12 protein-coding genes and 1 rRNA gene are annotated in these 13671 nt (G+C 70.3%); 8 read left to right on the top strand and 5 right to left on the bottom strand.

The genetic code is table 11. The features are described from left to right. Positions 1 to 55: 55 nt before the first annotated feature. Positions 56 to 1213: a pyridoxal phosphate-dependent aminotransferase gene (locus MFF56_RS26235; RefSeq protein WP_066921358.1), complete on the bottom strand. Its 1158-nt coding sequence runs from the start codon at positions 1211 to 1213 to the stop codon at positions 56 to 58. A 192-nt stretch (positions 1214 to 1405) separates the two neighbouring features. On the opposite strand from MFF56_RS26235, the gene MFF56_RS26230 reads away from it, so the two are divergent. The 5 genes from MFF56_RS26230 (at position 1406) to aat (ending at position 5427) form a co-directional block, all read left to right on the top strand. Next, positions 1406 to 2206 (top strand): DsbA family protein, encoded by an 801-nt coding sequence (locus tag MFF56_RS26230; protein ID WP_066921360.1) that lies wholly within the window; start codon positions 1406 to 1408, stop codon positions 2204 to 2206. Between the two features lie 105 nt (positions 2207 to 2311). Next, entirely contained in the window at positions 2312 to 2782 is a 471-nt protein-coding gene (aroQ, locus tag MFF56_RS26225; RefSeq protein ID WP_066921362.1) for a type II 3-dehydroquinate dehydratase, read from the top strand. A gap of 14 nt (positions 2783 to 2796) precedes the next feature. Next, a complete protein-coding gene (gene accB / locus MFF56_RS26220; protein ID WP_066921363.1) occupies positions 2797 to 3267 on the top strand; it encodes an acetyl-CoA carboxylase biotin carboxyl carrier protein in 471 nt (156 codons plus the stop codon). Positions 3268 to 3272: 5 nt separating this feature from the next. Further along, positions 3273 to 4625 (top strand): acetyl-CoA carboxylase biotin carboxylase subunit, encoded by a 1353-nt coding sequence (accC, locus tag MFF56_RS26215; protein WP_066921365.1) that lies wholly within the window; start codon positions 3273 to 3275, stop codon positions 4623 to 4625. 142 nt (positions 4626 to 4767) lie between these two features. After that, complete coding sequence (aat, locus tag MFF56_RS26210; RefSeq protein ID WP_238231727.1) at positions 4768 to 5427, top strand: leucyl/phenylalanyl-tRNA--protein transferase; 660 nt, start codon at positions 4768 to 4770, stop codon at positions 5425 to 5427. 4 nt (positions 5428 to 5431) lie between these two features. Here the strand turns inward: aat and MFF56_RS26205 are convergent, their stop codons facing one another. Both MFF56_RS26205 and MFF56_RS26200 read right to left on the bottom strand, forming a co-directional pair. Beyond that, the gene (locus MFF56_RS26205; RefSeq protein WP_066921369.1) at positions 5432 to 6082 is read right to left on the bottom strand and encodes a DUF2155 domain-containing protein; all 651 of its coding nucleotides are present in this window, start codon (positions 6080 to 6082) and stop codon (positions 5432 to 5434) included. 80 nt (positions 6083 to 6162) lie between these two features. Then, entirely contained in the window at positions 6163 to 6579 is a 417-nt protein-coding gene (locus MFF56_RS26200; RefSeq protein ID WP_066921371.1) for an NADH:ubiquinone oxidoreductase subunit NDUFA12, read from the bottom strand. Positions 6580 to 7126: 547 nt separating this feature from the next. Here MFF56_RS26200 and MFF56_RS26195 point away from each other — a divergent pair. Beyond that, entirely contained in the window at positions 7127 to 10849 is a 3723-nt protein-coding gene (locus MFF56_RS26195) for a vitamin B12-dependent ribonucleotide reductase (RefSeq protein ID WP_066921373.1), read from the top strand. 197 nt (positions 10850 to 11046) lie between these two features. Then, positions 11047 to 11283 (top strand): hypothetical protein, encoded by a 237-nt coding sequence (locus tag MFF56_RS26190; RefSeq protein WP_066921375.1) that lies wholly within the window; start codon positions 11047 to 11049, stop codon positions 11281 to 11283. 105 nt (positions 11284 to 11388) lie between these two features. Here the strand turns inward: MFF56_RS26190 and MFF56_RS26185 are convergent, their stop codons facing one another. Beyond that, entirely contained in the window at positions 11389 to 11526 is a 138-nt protein-coding gene (locus tag MFF56_RS26185) for a hypothetical protein (RefSeq protein WP_238231725.1), read from the bottom strand. Between the two features lie 900 nt (positions 11527 to 12426). Between MFF56_RS26185 and MFF56_RS26180 the strand changes: the two genes are divergently transcribed. Continuing rightward, the gene (locus MFF56_RS26180; RefSeq protein ID WP_238231722.1) at positions 12427 to 13218 is read left to right on the top strand and encodes a DUF1236 domain-containing protein; all 792 of its coding nucleotides are present in this window, start codon (positions 12427 to 12429) and stop codon (positions 13216 to 13218) included. A gap of 359 nt (positions 13219 to 13577) precedes the next feature. On the opposite strand, the gene rrf is transcribed toward MFF56_RS26180, so the two are convergent. Next, positions 13578 to 13671, bottom strand: a 5S ribosomal RNA gene (gene rrf, locus MFF56_RS26175); the annotation flags it as partial.

Below are 13671 nucleotides of genomic sequence, written 5' to 3'. Positions count from 1 at the left end.
GGGCTCCGCCCCGGCCCCGCCAAAGGTCTCGGACCTCCGGGAACCGGGACCTGCCTCAGCCGAGCCAGCCGCGCAGGCGCCGCACCGCCTCGCGGCAATCGTCCTCCGAGCCCGCGAAGGAGAAGCGCACATGGTGCGCGCCCTCCGCCGGGTCGAAATCGAGTCCCGGGGTCGCCGCGACGCCCGCCTCCGCCAGCATGCGGCGGCAGAACTCCGCGGCGTCGTCCGTGAGGTCGGAGACGTCGGCGTAGAGGTAGAAGGCCCCGTCCGCCGGATGCGTCCGCCCGAGCCCGAGCCCGGGCAAGGCGTCGAGCAGGATCGCCCGGTTGCGGGCGTAGCCGTCGCGCACCGCGTCGAGTTCCTCGCCCGCCTCGAAAGCCGCGAGCGCGCCCACCTGCGAGAGGTAGGGGGCTGAGATGTAGAGGTTCTGCGCCAGCCGCTCGATCGGCCGCACGAGGCTGTCGGGCACCACCATCCAGCCGACGCGCCAGCCGGTCATGCAGTGGTATTTCGAGAACGAGTTGATCACGATCGCGTCCGCGTCGAACTGCAGCGCGGTCGCGCTCGGCAGGCCGTCGTAGCCGAGCCCGTGGTAGATCTCGTCGGAGATGAACGGCAGGCTGAGGTCGCGCGCCGCGGCGCAGAGGGCGCGCAGAGCGTCCGGCGCGATCACCGTGCCGGAGGGGTTGGCCGGGCTCATCACCAGGACGCCCGAGAGCCGGGCCTGGGCGTGCACCGCCCGCAGCAGCTCCGCCGTCGGGGCGAAGCGGTCCTCGGCCCGCAGCACCATCGGCGTCGCCACGAGGTCGAGGGCCGCGAGGATGCTGCGATAGGCCGGGTAGCCGGGCTGCGGAACGCCGACCCGGGCGCCCGCGTCGAACAGGCTCATGAAGGCCAGGATGAAGCCTGCCGACGAGCCGGTGGTGACGACGACCCGCTCCGGGGCCACATCGACGCCGTAGCGGTCGCGGTAGTCCCGGGCGATCCGCTCCCGCAGGGCCGGCAGCCCGAGGGCCTCGGTGTAAGGCACCCGGCCGTGCGCCAGGGCCCCTTGCGCCGCCGCGATCACCGCCCGGGGCGCGGGGGCGGAGGGCTGGCCGACCTCCATGTGGACCACGCTGCCGCCGGCCCGCTCCCGGGCGGCGGCGGCCGTCATCACGTCCATGGCGAGGAAGGGGGCGACCGCCGCGACGCGGCGCGAGGGGAGGAGCATGGCGTTTCCATCCGCGGGTTGCGGGCGCCAGAGGACCGAGTTTGCTGGGCGGCGCAAGGGACGGTGTGCCGTGCGGGCGGCGGACGGGCCCGCGATTTGACCGTCCGCCGTGAAAAGGCCTAACCGGACGCCTACCTGAATCGCGCTTTCGCCGGCCGGCCCGGCCGGCGCCCCCGCGCGCAGCGAGGACGTATGCCTGTCTCCCGTTCCGTCTCGATCCTGGCCCTGACGCTCGCCCTCGGGGCTGCGCCCGTCTCGACCCGGTCCGCCCTGGCCCAGGAGCCCGCCTCCTCCGCCGCGCCGGTCTTCAGCGATCAGCAGCGGCAGGCGATCGAGTCGATCGTGAAGGAATACCTGATCAAGAACCCCGACGTCCTGCAGGAGGCGATCGCCGAGGGCGAGCGCCGCCAGATGGAGACGCAGCGCCTCGCCCAGGCCGCCGCGCTCAAGGAGGCGAAGGACGCGCTCCACAACGGCCCGCACGACGTGGTCGCCGGCAACCCGAACGGCGACGTCACCCTGGTGGAGTTCTTCGACTACAATTGCGGCTACTGCCGCAAGGCGCTCGGCGACATCCAGACCCTGATCAAGACCGACCCGAAGCTGCGCGTCGTGATCAAGGACTTCCCGGTGCTCGGCCCGGAATCGCTGGAAGCGAGCCAGATCGCGCTCGCGGTCAAGCAACAGGCCAAGGGCGAGAAGCTGTTCGAGTTCCACCAGAAGCTCTTGGAGTCGAAGGGCCGGGTGAACGGCGCCCGCGCGCTCCAGGTGGCCAAGGAGATGGGCCTCGACGTCGCCCGCATCCAGCGGGACGCGGCCGGGCCGGAGGTGAAGGCGGCGCTCGCCGAGAACCGCGGCCTCGGCGACAAGCTCGGGCTCTCCGGCACGCCGGCCTTCGTCATCGGCGAGGAGATCATCCCGGGCGCCGTCGGCGTCGATCCGATCCGCAAGACCATCGCGGACGTGCGCCAGTGCGGGCACGCCTCCTGCTGAGCGGTCCGGCACGCGGCCCACATCCACGCGGCGCGCCCTTGTGGCGCCCGCGCGCCTTCGTTTAAGAGCGGCCCGCCTCCCCTACCGGGCCGACCCGACGGTTCCATGATCCCGATCCACGTCCTCAACGGGCCGAACCTCAACCTGCTCGGCCGCCGCGAGCCCGGCATCTACGGCACCGCGACGCTGGCCGACATCGAGCGCGACCTGCGCGCGCAGGCCGCGACGCTCGGCGTCGCGCTGACCTTCCGGCAGACGAACCACGAGGGCGAACTCGTCGGCTTCGTGCAGGAGGCGGGTCTCGCGGGCGCGGGCGTGCTGATCAACGCCGCCGCCTACACCCACACCTCCGTGGCGCTCCGCGACGCGATCAGCGGCAGCGGCGCGCTCGCGATCGAGATCCATCTCTCGAACGTCCACGCCCGCGAGGCGTTTCGCCACCACTCCTTCCTCGCTCCCGTCTGCGCGGGCGTGATCTGCGGCTTCGGCCCGATGAGCTACAGCCTCGGCCTCGACGCGCTGGCACGCCTGCTGGCCGCCCGGAGCGGCACCCCGACCCAACCGACATCGCCGTGAAAGACCCCGCCCCGATGCCCAAGCACGACCCCATCGACCCCGACCTCGTGCGCGAGTTGGCCAACCTCGTCACCGAGACCGGCCTCTCCGAGATCGAGGTGGAGAAGGGGGACCTGCGCATCCGCGTCGTGCGCCGCCTGGAGCCGGTGAGCGTGCAGGTGGCCGCGCCCGCCCCCGTGGCCGCGCTCGCGCCTGCCGCAGCCCCGGGCGCGCCGGCCCCGGCACCCGCTCCCGCCTCGCCCCGGGCGCATCCCGGCGCCGTGCCGTCGCCGATGGTCGGCACCGCCTATCGCCGCCCCTCGCCCGACGCCAAGCCCTTCGTCGAGGTCGGATCGAAGGTCGAGGCCGGCGAGAAGGTGCTGCTCATCGAGGCGATGAAGACCTTCAACGAGATCGTCGCCCCGCGCGCCGGCACGGTCAGCGCGATCTTTGTCGAGGACGGCCAGCCCGTCGAGTTCGGCGAGCCGCTGCTGGCGATCGAGTAGGCGCGATGTTCGACAAGATCCTGATCGCCAACCGCGGCGAGATCGCGCTGCGCATCCTGCGGGCGGCCAAGGAGCTCGGCATCGCGACCGTCGCGGTCCACTCGACCGCCGACGCCGACGCCATGCACGTGCGGCTCGCCGACGAGAGCGTCTGCATCGGCCCGCCGGCCGCCCGCGAGAGCTACCTGAACATCCCCTCGATCATCGCGGCCTGCGAGATCACGGGCGCGGACGCGGTGCATCCGGGCTACGGCTTCCTCTCGGAGAACGCCCGCTTCGCCGAGGTGCTGGCCCACCACAACATCGGCTTCATCGGCCCGAAGGCCGAGCACATCCGCACGATGGGCGACAAGATCGAGGCCAAGCGCACGGCGCTCTCCCTCGGCATCCCCTGCGTGCCGGGCTCGGAGGGCGGCATCGATGACATCGACGCGGCCAAGCGGGTCGCCGCCGAGATCGGCTATCCGGTCCTCGTCAAGGCCGCCTCCGGCGGCGGCGGGCGCGGCATGAAGGTCGCCCGCACCGAGGCCGACCTGGAGCAGGCGGTGGTCCTCGCCCGCACCGAGGCCAAGGCCGCCTTCGGAGACGACGCGGTCTATCTCGAGAAGTATCTGGAGAAGCCGCGCCACATCGAGGTGCAGATCCTCGGCGACGGGCGGGGCGACGCCGTGCACCTGGCCGAGCGCGACTGCTCGCTCCAGCGCCGCCACCAGAAGGTCTGGGAAGAGGGCGGCTCGCCCGCCCTCAACGAGGCGATGCGGGCCGAGATCGGCGGCATCTGCTCGGCCGCGATGAAGAAGCTCGGCTATCGCGGCGCCGGCACCATCGAGTTCCTGTACGAGGACGGGCGCTTCTACTTCATCGAGATGAACACGCGCATCCAGGTGGAGCATCCCGTCACCGAGATGATCACCGGCATCGACCTCGTGAACGAGCAGATCCGGGTCGCGGCGGGCAGCGACCTCTCGGTCAGCCAGGACGAGATCCGGGTCGAGGGCCACGCCATCGAGTGCCGGATCAACGCCGAGCATCCGGCCACCTTCCGGCCCTCGCCCGGCCAGATCACCTACTACCACCCGCCGGGCGGCCTCGGCGTGCGGGTCGATTCGGCGGCCTTCCAGGGCTACCGCATCCCGCCGAACTACGACTCCCTGATCGGCAAGCTGATCGTGCACGGGCGCACCCGCAACGAGTGCCTGATGCGCCTGCGGCGGGCGCTCGACGAGTTCGTCATCGACGGCGTCGACACGACCCTGCCGCTGTTCCGCACCCTCGTGCGCAACGCCGACGTGCAGAACGGCGCCTACGACATCCACTGGCTGGAAGGTTTTCTGGAAGCGGGCGGCCTCGCGACCTGAGGGCGTCCATCCCTGAAATTCGAAGGAGGCCGGTCCCGGCGGGGCCGGCCTTTTTCATGGCTTGTGAGGGGCCCGCCCGATCCGTTACGCCTCTTAGTGCGGGCGCCCTTCCAGAGCGGCCGGCCTGCCCCATAATCGGTTCATGCACGACGGCGCCCGCGTGGAGATCACCCCGGAGATCCTGCTCAAGGCCTACGCCGCCGGCATCTTCCCGATGGCCGAGGACGCGACCGACCCGACCCTATACTGGGTCGAACCGCGTGCCCGCGGCGTGCTGCCGCTCGACGGCTACCGCATAGCCCGGCGCCTCGCCCGCACGGTGCGCTCGGACGTGTTCGAGGTCCGCACCGACACCGATTTCGACGCGGTGATCTCGGGCTGCGCCGCGCCGCGCCGGGACAGCGAGCGCACCTGGATCAACGGGCGCATCCGCGAACTCTACGGCGCCCTGTTCGACCAGGGCCACGCCCACACGGTCGAGGTCTACGCGGAGGGGCAGTTGGTCGGCGGCCTCTACGGCGTCTCGCTCGGCGCCGCCTTCTTCGGCGAGAGCATGTTCCACACGGTGCGCGACGCCTCGAAGGTCGCCCTGGTCCACCTGATGGCGCGGCTCAAAGCCTGCGGCTACCGCCTCGCCGACACCCAGTTCGTCACCGACCACCTCGCCCAGTTCGGGGCCGAGGAGTTGCCGCGCCACGTCTACAAGCGGCGGCTGGCCGAGGCTCTCACCGAGCAGGCGGACTGGACCGCGTGGCCGGCGAGCGTGCGCGGCGCGGAGGCGTTGGCCGCGCTCGGCGCCTGAGGGATCAGCGGAACAGCGCGTCGAACAGCGATTGCGGCTGCTGCGGCGGGGGGGCCGGGGCCGGCCCCTCGTTCGAGGGGAAGAACTTGCGCGAGGGCTTCTGGCGGGGCTGGACCGGCACGCCGCGCGGCGCCTCGACATCGACCTGACCCGCGGAGTTGACCTGCTGGGCGGTCTTCGTCTGGTCGCGGCCCTTGCGCGTCTTCTCGGGCTTGGAGGCGAGCGCGGGCACGTCCTCCTGCTCCTTGGCCTCGGCGATCACATCGGTGCCGCCCTTACAGTCGACCAGCCAGACGTCGTAGATCGGGTGCTCGATCGCGTGCAGCCCCGGGCTCGCGGCGAACATCCAGCCGGTGAAGATGCGGCGGTACTTGTTGTCGAGCGTGACCTCGTCGACCTCTAGGAAGGCGGTGGTCTTGGCGCTCTCGGTGGGGGGCCGCGTGTAGCAGACCCGCGGGGTGAGCTGGAGCGCGCCGAACTGCACCGTCTCGTCCACCGCCACCTCGAAGGAAACGATGCGGCCGGTGATCTTGTCGAGGCCCGAGAACACGGCCGTCGGGTTCTTGATCTTGTCGGCGGCGGCGGGAAGGCTGCCGAGGGCCAGCAGGCCGGCGGCGAGCGCGGCGCCCGACAGGCGTGCGGTGATGCGGCTCAAGGCGGGGCCCTCCGGGAACGCGGGTTCAGACGCGCGAGACCGCCTTCAAGACCCGAACGGTGGTGAATTGAGGGCGAGCCCTACTCGCCGGGCGTCCACGGCACGTAGTCGCCGGTGGCGGCCGGCCGCGCGCCCCAGGAGAGCTGCGAGCCCTTCGGCCGGTAGGCGTCGGGCGAGCCGGTCTGGTTCTCGACATGCGGCCGCTCCCAGGCGCGCGGCTTGTAGTCCTCCTCGCTCGGCGGGACCTCGACGTTGTGGCAGAGCCAGCCGCGCCAGCCGGGCGGCACCTTCGAGGCGTCGGCGTAGCCGTTGTAGACCACCCAGCGCCGCTCGGGCCCGACCGAGCGGTCGATCAGCGGTCCCATCGCGCGGTAGTATTTGTTGCCGAGCTCGTCGCTGCCGACATAGGTGCCGCTGCGCGCGGTGGTGAGGGCGAGCGAGACCGTCTGCCCGTTCCACCACGTGAAGATGCGCAGCAGCGTGTCCTTGAGAGCCATCGCGTGTCCCCGGGGCCTTCGAAGCGAGTCCCCGCGCGGGCGCGAGGCTTCGGGCGGGTTATGGTCAGCGCGGGCCAGCGAGTCCAGTCGAAAGCCGCCGCCCGCTCCTCCCGGGTGTCGCCGAAATGTCGCTGCCGGGGTTCGCGGACGGGTCCGGGATCCTGCGCCGACTGTCGTTTCGCGCAGGGGTTGCGGAGCCCTGTGGATCGAAAATTTTCCGGAACCGAATCCGGGAAGCCGAAAGAGCACTTAGCCAAGCGCTGCGCGATATCCACAGGGATTTCGCTTCTCCTACCACATCTAGCGTGGAACTCGGAGCCGGCACACCACTTGTTGACGTGAAGGCGGCCCCGGCGTTAATCTCCGGGTCATGGTCCGGGCGGCTCGGCCAAGGGGTTCAGGGCTCGCGCGGGCACCTTCACGTCATCATCGCCGGTCCCGCCGCAGTCCCATCCTGCGTCGGATCCGGTGCCCCCAGAGTTGGGACCATATCCTGCGCGCGAGCGTGGGACGGGGCCGTCGCGCCCCGTCGGGAGAGGTGTGTTTCATGCGGTTCGAGCGTCGCTACACCACGGCCGGGCAATCCCCCTACGCCGCCATCCCGTTCCGCAAGGCCCTGAGCGAGATCCGCAACCCGGACGGCTCGGTGGTCTTCCGGCTCGACGGCATCTCGGTCCCCGAGGGCTGGAGCCAGGTCGCGAGCGACGTGCTCGCGCAGAAGTACTTCCGCAAGGCCGGCGTGCCCGCCCGCCTGCGCAAGGTCGAGGAGAACGACGTCCCCTCCTTCCTCTGGCGCTCGGTCGCCGACGAGGTGGCGCTCGCCGAGCTGCCCGAGGAGGAGCGCACCGGCTCCGAGACCTCGGCGACCCAGGTCTTCGACCGCCTCGCGGGCTGCTGGACCTACTGGGGCTGGAAGGGCGGCTACTTCTCGTCCGAAGAGGACGCCCAGGCCTTCATGGACGAGCTGCGCTTCATGCTGGCCCGCCAGATGGTGGCGCCGAACTCGCCGCAATGGTTCAACACCGGCCTGCACTGGGCCTACGGCATCGACGGGCCGAGCCAGGGCCATTATTACTGCGACCCGAAGACCGGTGAGCTGACGAAGTCGGCCACCGCCTACGAGCACCCGCAGCCGCACGCCTGCTTCATCCAGTCGGTCCAGGACGACCTCGTCAACGAGGGCGGCATCATGGACCTGTGGGTACGCGAGGCGCGCCTGTTCAAGTACGGCTCGGGCACCGGCTCGAACTTCTCGATGCTGCGCGGCGAGAACGAGCGCCTCGGCGGCGGCGGCAAGTCGTCGGGCCTGATGAGCTTCCTCAAGATCGGCGATCGGGCGGCCGGCGCCATCAAGTCGGGCGGCACCACGCGCCGCGCCGCCAAGATGGTCATCGTCGACATCGACCATCCCGACATCGAGTCCTTCATCGACTGGAAGGTCAAGGAGGAGCAGAAGGTCGCCGCTCTCGTCACCGGCTCCAAGGTCGTCTCGAAGCACCTCACGCTCGTGATGAAGGCCTGCACCCAGTGCGAGGCGGAAGGCGACGCCTGCTTCGACCCTGAGCGCAACCCGGTGCTCAAGCGCGAGATCAAGGCCGCGCGCCGCGCCTCGGTGCCGGACGCCTACATCAAGCGCGTGGTGCAGTTCGCCCGCCAGGGCTTCACCAAGATCGACTTCCCGGTCTACGACACCGACTGGGATTCCGAGGCCTACCTCACGGTGGCGGGCCAGAACTCCAACAACTCGGTCTCGCTCACCGACGACTTCCTGCGCGCGGTGGAAGCCGACAAGCCCTGGAACCTGACGTCGCGCACCACCGGCAAGGTGGTGAAGACGCCGCAGGCCCGCGACCTCTGGGAGAAGATCGGCGAGGCGGCCTGGGCCTCGGCCGATCCCGGCCTGCACTTCAACACCACGATGAACGATTGGCACACCTGCCCGCAGGGCGGGCGGATCCGGGCCTCGAACCCGTGCTCCGAGTACATGTTCCTCGACGACACGGCCTGCAATCTCGCCTCGGCCAACCTGCTGACGATGTACGATCGGCAGAGCAAGCGCTTCGACGTGGAGGCCTTCGAGCACCTCAACCGCCTCTGGACGGTGGTGCTCGAGATCTCGGTGATGATGGCGCAGTTCCCGTCGAAGGAGATCGCCGAACTCTCCTACAAGTACCGCACGCTCGGCCTCGGCTACGCCAATATCGGCGGCCTCCTCATGACCATGGGCCTACCCTACGACTCGAAGGAGGGCCGGGCGCTGGCCGGCGCGCTCACCGCGATCATGACGGGCGTGGCCTACGCCACCTCCGCCGAGATGGCGGCCGAGCTCGGGCCCTTCGCGGCCTACGAGGACAATGCCGACGCGATGCTGCGGGTGATCCGCAACCACCGCCGCGCCGCGCACGGCGAGGCGGAGGGCTACGAGTTCCTCAACATCGCCCCCGTGGCGCTGGACCACGCCAACATCCCGCAGGCCGACCTGGGTGAGCACGCCCGCGCCGCCTGGGACCGGGCGCTGGCGCTCGGCGAGGAGCACGGCTACCGCAACGCCCAGGCCACCGTGATCGCGCCGACCGGCACGATCGGCCTCGTGATGGATTGCGATACCACCGGCATCGAGCCCGATTTCGCGCTGGTGAAGTTCAAGAAGCTCGCGGGCGGCGGCTACTTCAAGATCATCAACCAAGCCGCGCCGGACGCGCTCCGGGCGCTGGGCTACCGCGAGTCCGAGATCGCCGAGATCGAGGCCTACGCGGTCGGCCACGGCTCGATGGGTCAGGCCCCGGCGATCAACCCGGCGACCTTGCGTGCCAAGGGCTTCACCGACGAGAAGATCGCGGCGGTGGAGGCGGGCCTCAAGTCGGCCTTCGACATCAAGTTCGTGTTCAACCGCTGGACGCTCGGCGACGACTTCCTGACGAGCACCCTGAAGGTGCCGGCCGAGAAGCTCGCCGACCCGACCTTCGAGCTGCTGCCGCACCTCGGCTTCACCAAGCGCGACATCGAGGCCGCCAACACCCATATCTGCGGGGCGATGACGCTGGAGGGCGCTCCTCACCTCAAGACAGAGCACTACGCGGTGTTCGACTGCGCCAACCCCTGCGGGCGCATCGGAAAGCGCTACCTCTCGGTCGAGAGCCACATCCGCATGATGGCCGCGGCCCAGCCCTTCATCTCTGGGGCGATCTCCAAGACCATCAACATGCCGAACGACGCGACCGTCGAGGATTGTAAGGCGGCTTATCTGCTGTCCTGGCGCCTCGCGCTCAAGGCCAACGCCCTCTACCGCGACGGCTCGAAGCTGTCGCAGCCCCTCAACGCCGCCCTGGTCTCGGACGACGAGGAAGAGGCCGACGAGGGTGTCGAGGCGCTGATCCAGGCGCCGGCCGCCGCCAAGGCTGCTCTGGCCGCCGAGAAGATCGTCGAGCGGGTGATCGAGCGCGTCGAGCGCATCCGCTCCCGCGAGAAGCTACCGGCCCGGCGCAAGGGCTACACGCAGAAGGCGGTGGTGGGCGGCCACAAGGTGTACTTGCGCACTGGCGAGTACGACGACGGGCGGCTGGGCGAGATCTTCATCGACATGCACAAGGAGGGCGCGACCTTCCGGAGCCTGATGAACAACTTCGCCATCGCGATCTCGCTCGGCCTCCAGTACGGCGTGCCGCTGGAGGAGTACGTCGAGGCCTTCACCTTCACCCGCTTCGAGCCGGCGGGCTTCGTGCAGGGCAACGACGCGATCAAGAACGCCACGTCGCTCCTCGATTACGTCTTCCGCGAGCTGGCGGTCTCGTATCTCGGCCGGGCAGACCTCGCCCACGTCAACCCGAACGAGATCGGCGGCACGGTGATCGGCGGCGGCGAGAGCGGCGACACCACCCGCGACGCGGCGAAGCCCGCGCCCGCGGCGGCCATCGTCTCCCGCGGCCTCGTGCGCGGCTCGGCCGACCGGCTCACCCTGATCCAGGGCGGCCCGGCCGGCGGCACGGTCGGGGTCGGCGCGGGCTCGGCGGGCCAGAGCGCACCGGCCGGCGGCACAGTCCACGCGCTGCGCGGCGCAACCGCGCTGAAGGCGGAGCCGGCCGCGGCGATCGAGACGCTGCCCTTCGCGCAAGCGGAGCCCGCCGAGCGCAGCGTCGCGGACCGCCGGGCCGAGGCCAAGATGAAGGGCTATGTCGGCGAGGCCTGCCCCGAATGCGCGAACTTCACGCTGGTCCGCAACGGCACCTGCCTGAAGTGCGACACCTGCGGTGGCACGACCGGCTGCTCGTAACCTCGCCGGCCTGCTGCCGAGGGGCGTGTCTGCGGATCATCGCCCCTCGGCAGAACCTGCCGAGATCGCTCCGGGCCTTGCCTTCCAGCAGAGGCGGGACCTCGGTGGCTCGCGCAAGCGTCCATTTGCTCCGAGCGCACATCGGCGCTAGCCTCCTCGGGACGCGAACGCGACCGATTTGCGCGGCGAGCGATCCGATGTCTCACGAAGCGCTCATCTCCCTTGCCCTTGCCGCCGGCTTCACCTTGGGCTGTCTCGGCATCCATCGTGCCCGCCGACATCCGGATGCCGTTGCGCTGACCCTGATCCTGCTCTTCGGCCTGCTGGCGACACTGTATGTCGGCCGCTACGCTCACATGAACGGCCATCGTACCGCCGAACATGCGGGGCCCGACCACAACTGGACGGCAGAGCTGAAGCCCCGGATGCTGTGAGCGATCTTCCGACCGCAGCCCCCACCGCCCGATAGGGCCACGCATACTGTTCCGCTTCGGCCAGGCAGGCTCCTGCGCCGCTCCGGCCCACAGGCGTTCGGCGCCTCACACAATCGCGCCGGCCCATCCTGCGAACAGCCCGGCGGCGAGCCAGCCTCCGAAGAGCAGGACAGATACCTCGATCGGGTCGCGCCAAGCGCTCCAAACCTCGACCGCCGCCGCAATCCTGCCGATCTTTCGCATCGCAACCCCCGTCTCGTCCTCCGATTGACTGAATAGCGAAGCTTGAGGCCCGCACCACACCGCGTTGGTGGGTAATCCTTTCGGATGATGTCAGCCCCCTGGTCGCGGGGCGCCGTCCCGCGCTCTCCGACGACCCGGAACCGCCCGGGACTTCGGCGCGCGATACGGCTCTGATTGCGCGGGCATCCGGACCATCGTCCCGGCGCGACCGCGATCGACGGAGGGCCCATGCGCGCGGGCGGGACGACCGGCGCAGCCACCGAGCCCCGCCCCGTTGTATGCGAAGGTGTGCAGGGCCCGTCGTGGGCGGCGCCGTCGACGAGCATCGAGGCGCCGTCGAATCGGATGGTCCGACCCGAGCAGCAGGTCGGCGACGCAGGGGCCAGCGTCCCGACCTGCCGGCCGCCGGCATAACCTGATCGGGCCAAGCACAGCGACGTCCCAGGCTGTGCCGTCCGCGCTCACTCCGCAAGGCGTTCGCTCCGGATCTTCCGGGGCATCGCCGATCCGGACGTCGGCGATGCCGAGCCGCGCATCGCCTCCCCATCCGCGTCGCCGCTCCAATCGGCCGGCGGATCAGATGACCGTCGCCGGGTGATCCGCGCAGGCCCCCGCTCCGACGTATCCGCGACACGTGCGCTCGCGCACGCGGAGACTGGCATGCCAAGTGCTAATTTAGATCTCGCCCTTACGGGCGTTTCCTCCCAAGACTTCGGCCCGCCCGGCACCGCCGCGGCGGGCATTTTCTTTCCGCTCCCGTCGAACCGTACGGCTTCCGCCAGCGGAAGCCCCATCGTGCTTGCTCGGAACGGTTTGCGCATCCTTGCCGTTGCGTGGCGGCAACGCGGGGCGGAGCAGGATCCGCGATCCCCTCACCGACCACGGAACGAGAGAGCGCCCATGAACAAGCTCATCCGGAGCACGATGACGGCTGCCCTGCTGACGGCAGGCGCGACGATGGCCTTCGCCCAGGGGGGCGCCGCCGGAGGCGCTTCCGGTGGCGCCGGTGCCGGGACGGCAGGCGGCGGAGCGGGTGTCGGCGGCGGAGCGGGTGTCGGCGGCGGTGCAGGGGCTGGCGGTGCCGGGCCAGCCGCTCCGGGCGGCGGGGCCGGCATGCGCGGTGGGGCGCCCGGTGGCGAGGCCGGTGGCACGCGTAGTGGCACCGCGAGCGAGCCGCGGGGCGGTGGAAGCGAGGGACGTCCCGCAGCGGGCGAACGTGGCGGTACTGCCGAGCGAGACGGTGCCGAACGCGGCGCGGCGGGCGAGCGTCCCGGTGCGGCGCAGCGCGGCGCTCGCGATGACGATTCCAACCGTGCCGGCGGTCGCGAGGATGGACGTGGCTCGGCCCGTGGCAACGGCGAGCGTGGTGAGCCGGGTGCACGGAACGGCCGAGCGGAGCGCGGCGAGCGCAGCGCCGGCTCGGCCCGCGGTGCCGCGAGCCGTCTCGACGGCACCCAGCGGACGGAGTTTCGTCAATCGATCACCCGCGTCGGTGTGAGCCGCGTCAGCAACGTCAATTTCAGCTTGAACGTCGGCACGGCCATTCCGCGCTCGGTCACGTTGCACCGTCTGCCGCCCGCCATCATCAGCTTGGTGCCGGCCTACGAGGGCTACAGCTTCATTCTCGTCCGGGACGACATCGTGATCATCGATCCGGATACTTACGAGATCGTGGACGTCATTCCGGCCTGACCTCGAGTGCGAGAGGGCAGTTGCCAAGCTGCCCGGCCACCTCATCCTCCACCCGTCGCGGTTCGCCGCGGCGGGCGACCAGCCGATAGGAGTCCGGGCGGCAACCGCTCTCCAGTGCGGCCTTGTCGCGGACGTTGCCTGATCGACCCATCGCCCTGACGATGCGCTGACCGGGGCGGGCATAAGCCCCCTCCCCTCTCGGTGAGGGCGCAGTCTCGCGCAGAGCCCCTTGCCGGAGGCTTCCCGCCGCATGACGGATCGGTAACTCTGAGCGCGAAAAAGCCGCCTCCTTGCGGAAGCGGCTTTTTCGTACGTCTGAGATCGTGTCGAGGGGATGTGGTGTGTCCTGTGTTTGGCGGGTCTGGCGGCGACCGACTCTCCCGTGTCTTGAGACACAGTACCATGGGCGCTGGTGTGTTTAACGGCCGAGTTCGAGATGGGATCGGGTTCTGG

The sequence above is a fragment of the Methylobacterium hispanicum genome, assembly GCF_022179285.1.
Classification (GTDB): Bacteria; Pseudomonadota; Alphaproteobacteria; order Rhizobiales; family Beijerinckiaceae; genus Methylobacterium; species Methylobacterium hispanicum.
The sequence above is the reverse complement of the archived record's forward strand: the minus strand, read 5'-3'. Positions and strand labels throughout refer to the sequence as shown.

What these genes read in the sequence shown, in the direction of transcription:
- MFF56_RS26180 (WP_238231722.1), top strand. Translation starts at nt 12,427, where the DNA reads ATGAACAAGCTCATCCGGAGCACGATGACGGCTGCCCTGCTGACGGCA.
- accC (WP_066921365.1), top strand. Translation starts at nt 3,273, where the DNA reads ATGTTCGACAAGATCCTGATCGCCAACCGCGGCGAGATCGCGCTGCGC.
- MFF56_RS26195 (WP_066921373.1), top strand. Translation starts at nt 7,127, where the DNA reads ATGCGGTTCGAGCGTCGCTACACCACGGCCGGGCAATCCCCCTACGCC.
- aroQ (WP_066921362.1), top strand. Translation starts at nt 2,312, where the DNA reads ATGATCCCGATCCACGTCCTCAACGGGCCGAACCTCAACCTGCTCGGC.
- MFF56_RS26185 (WP_238231725.1), bottom strand. Translation starts at nt 11,526, where the DNA reads ATGCGAAAGATCGGCAGGATTGCGGCGGCGGTCGAGGTTTGGAGCGCT.
- accB (WP_066921363.1), top strand. Translation starts at nt 2,797, where the DNA reads ATGCCCAAGCACGACCCCATCGACCCCGACCTCGTGCGCGAGTTGGCC.
- MFF56_RS26230 (WP_066921360.1), top strand. Translation starts at nt 1,406, where the DNA reads ATGCCTGTCTCCCGTTCCGTCTCGATCCTGGCCCTGACGCTCGCCCTC.
- MFF56_RS26190 (WP_066921375.1), top strand. Translation starts at nt 11,047, where the DNA reads ATGTCTCACGAAGCGCTCATCTCCCTTGCCCTTGCCGCCGGCTTCACC.
- aat (WP_238231727.1), top strand. Translation starts at nt 4,768, where the DNA reads ATGCACGACGGCGCCCGCGTGGAGATCACCCCGGAGATCCTGCTCAAG.
- MFF56_RS26200 (WP_066921371.1), bottom strand. Translation starts at nt 6,579, where the DNA reads ATGGCTCTCAAGGACACGCTGCTGCGCATCTTCACGTGGTGGAACGGG.
- MFF56_RS26235 (WP_066921358.1), bottom strand. Translation starts at nt 1,213, where the DNA reads ATGCTCCTCCCCTCGCGCCGCGTCGCGGCGGTCGCCCCCTTCCTCGCC.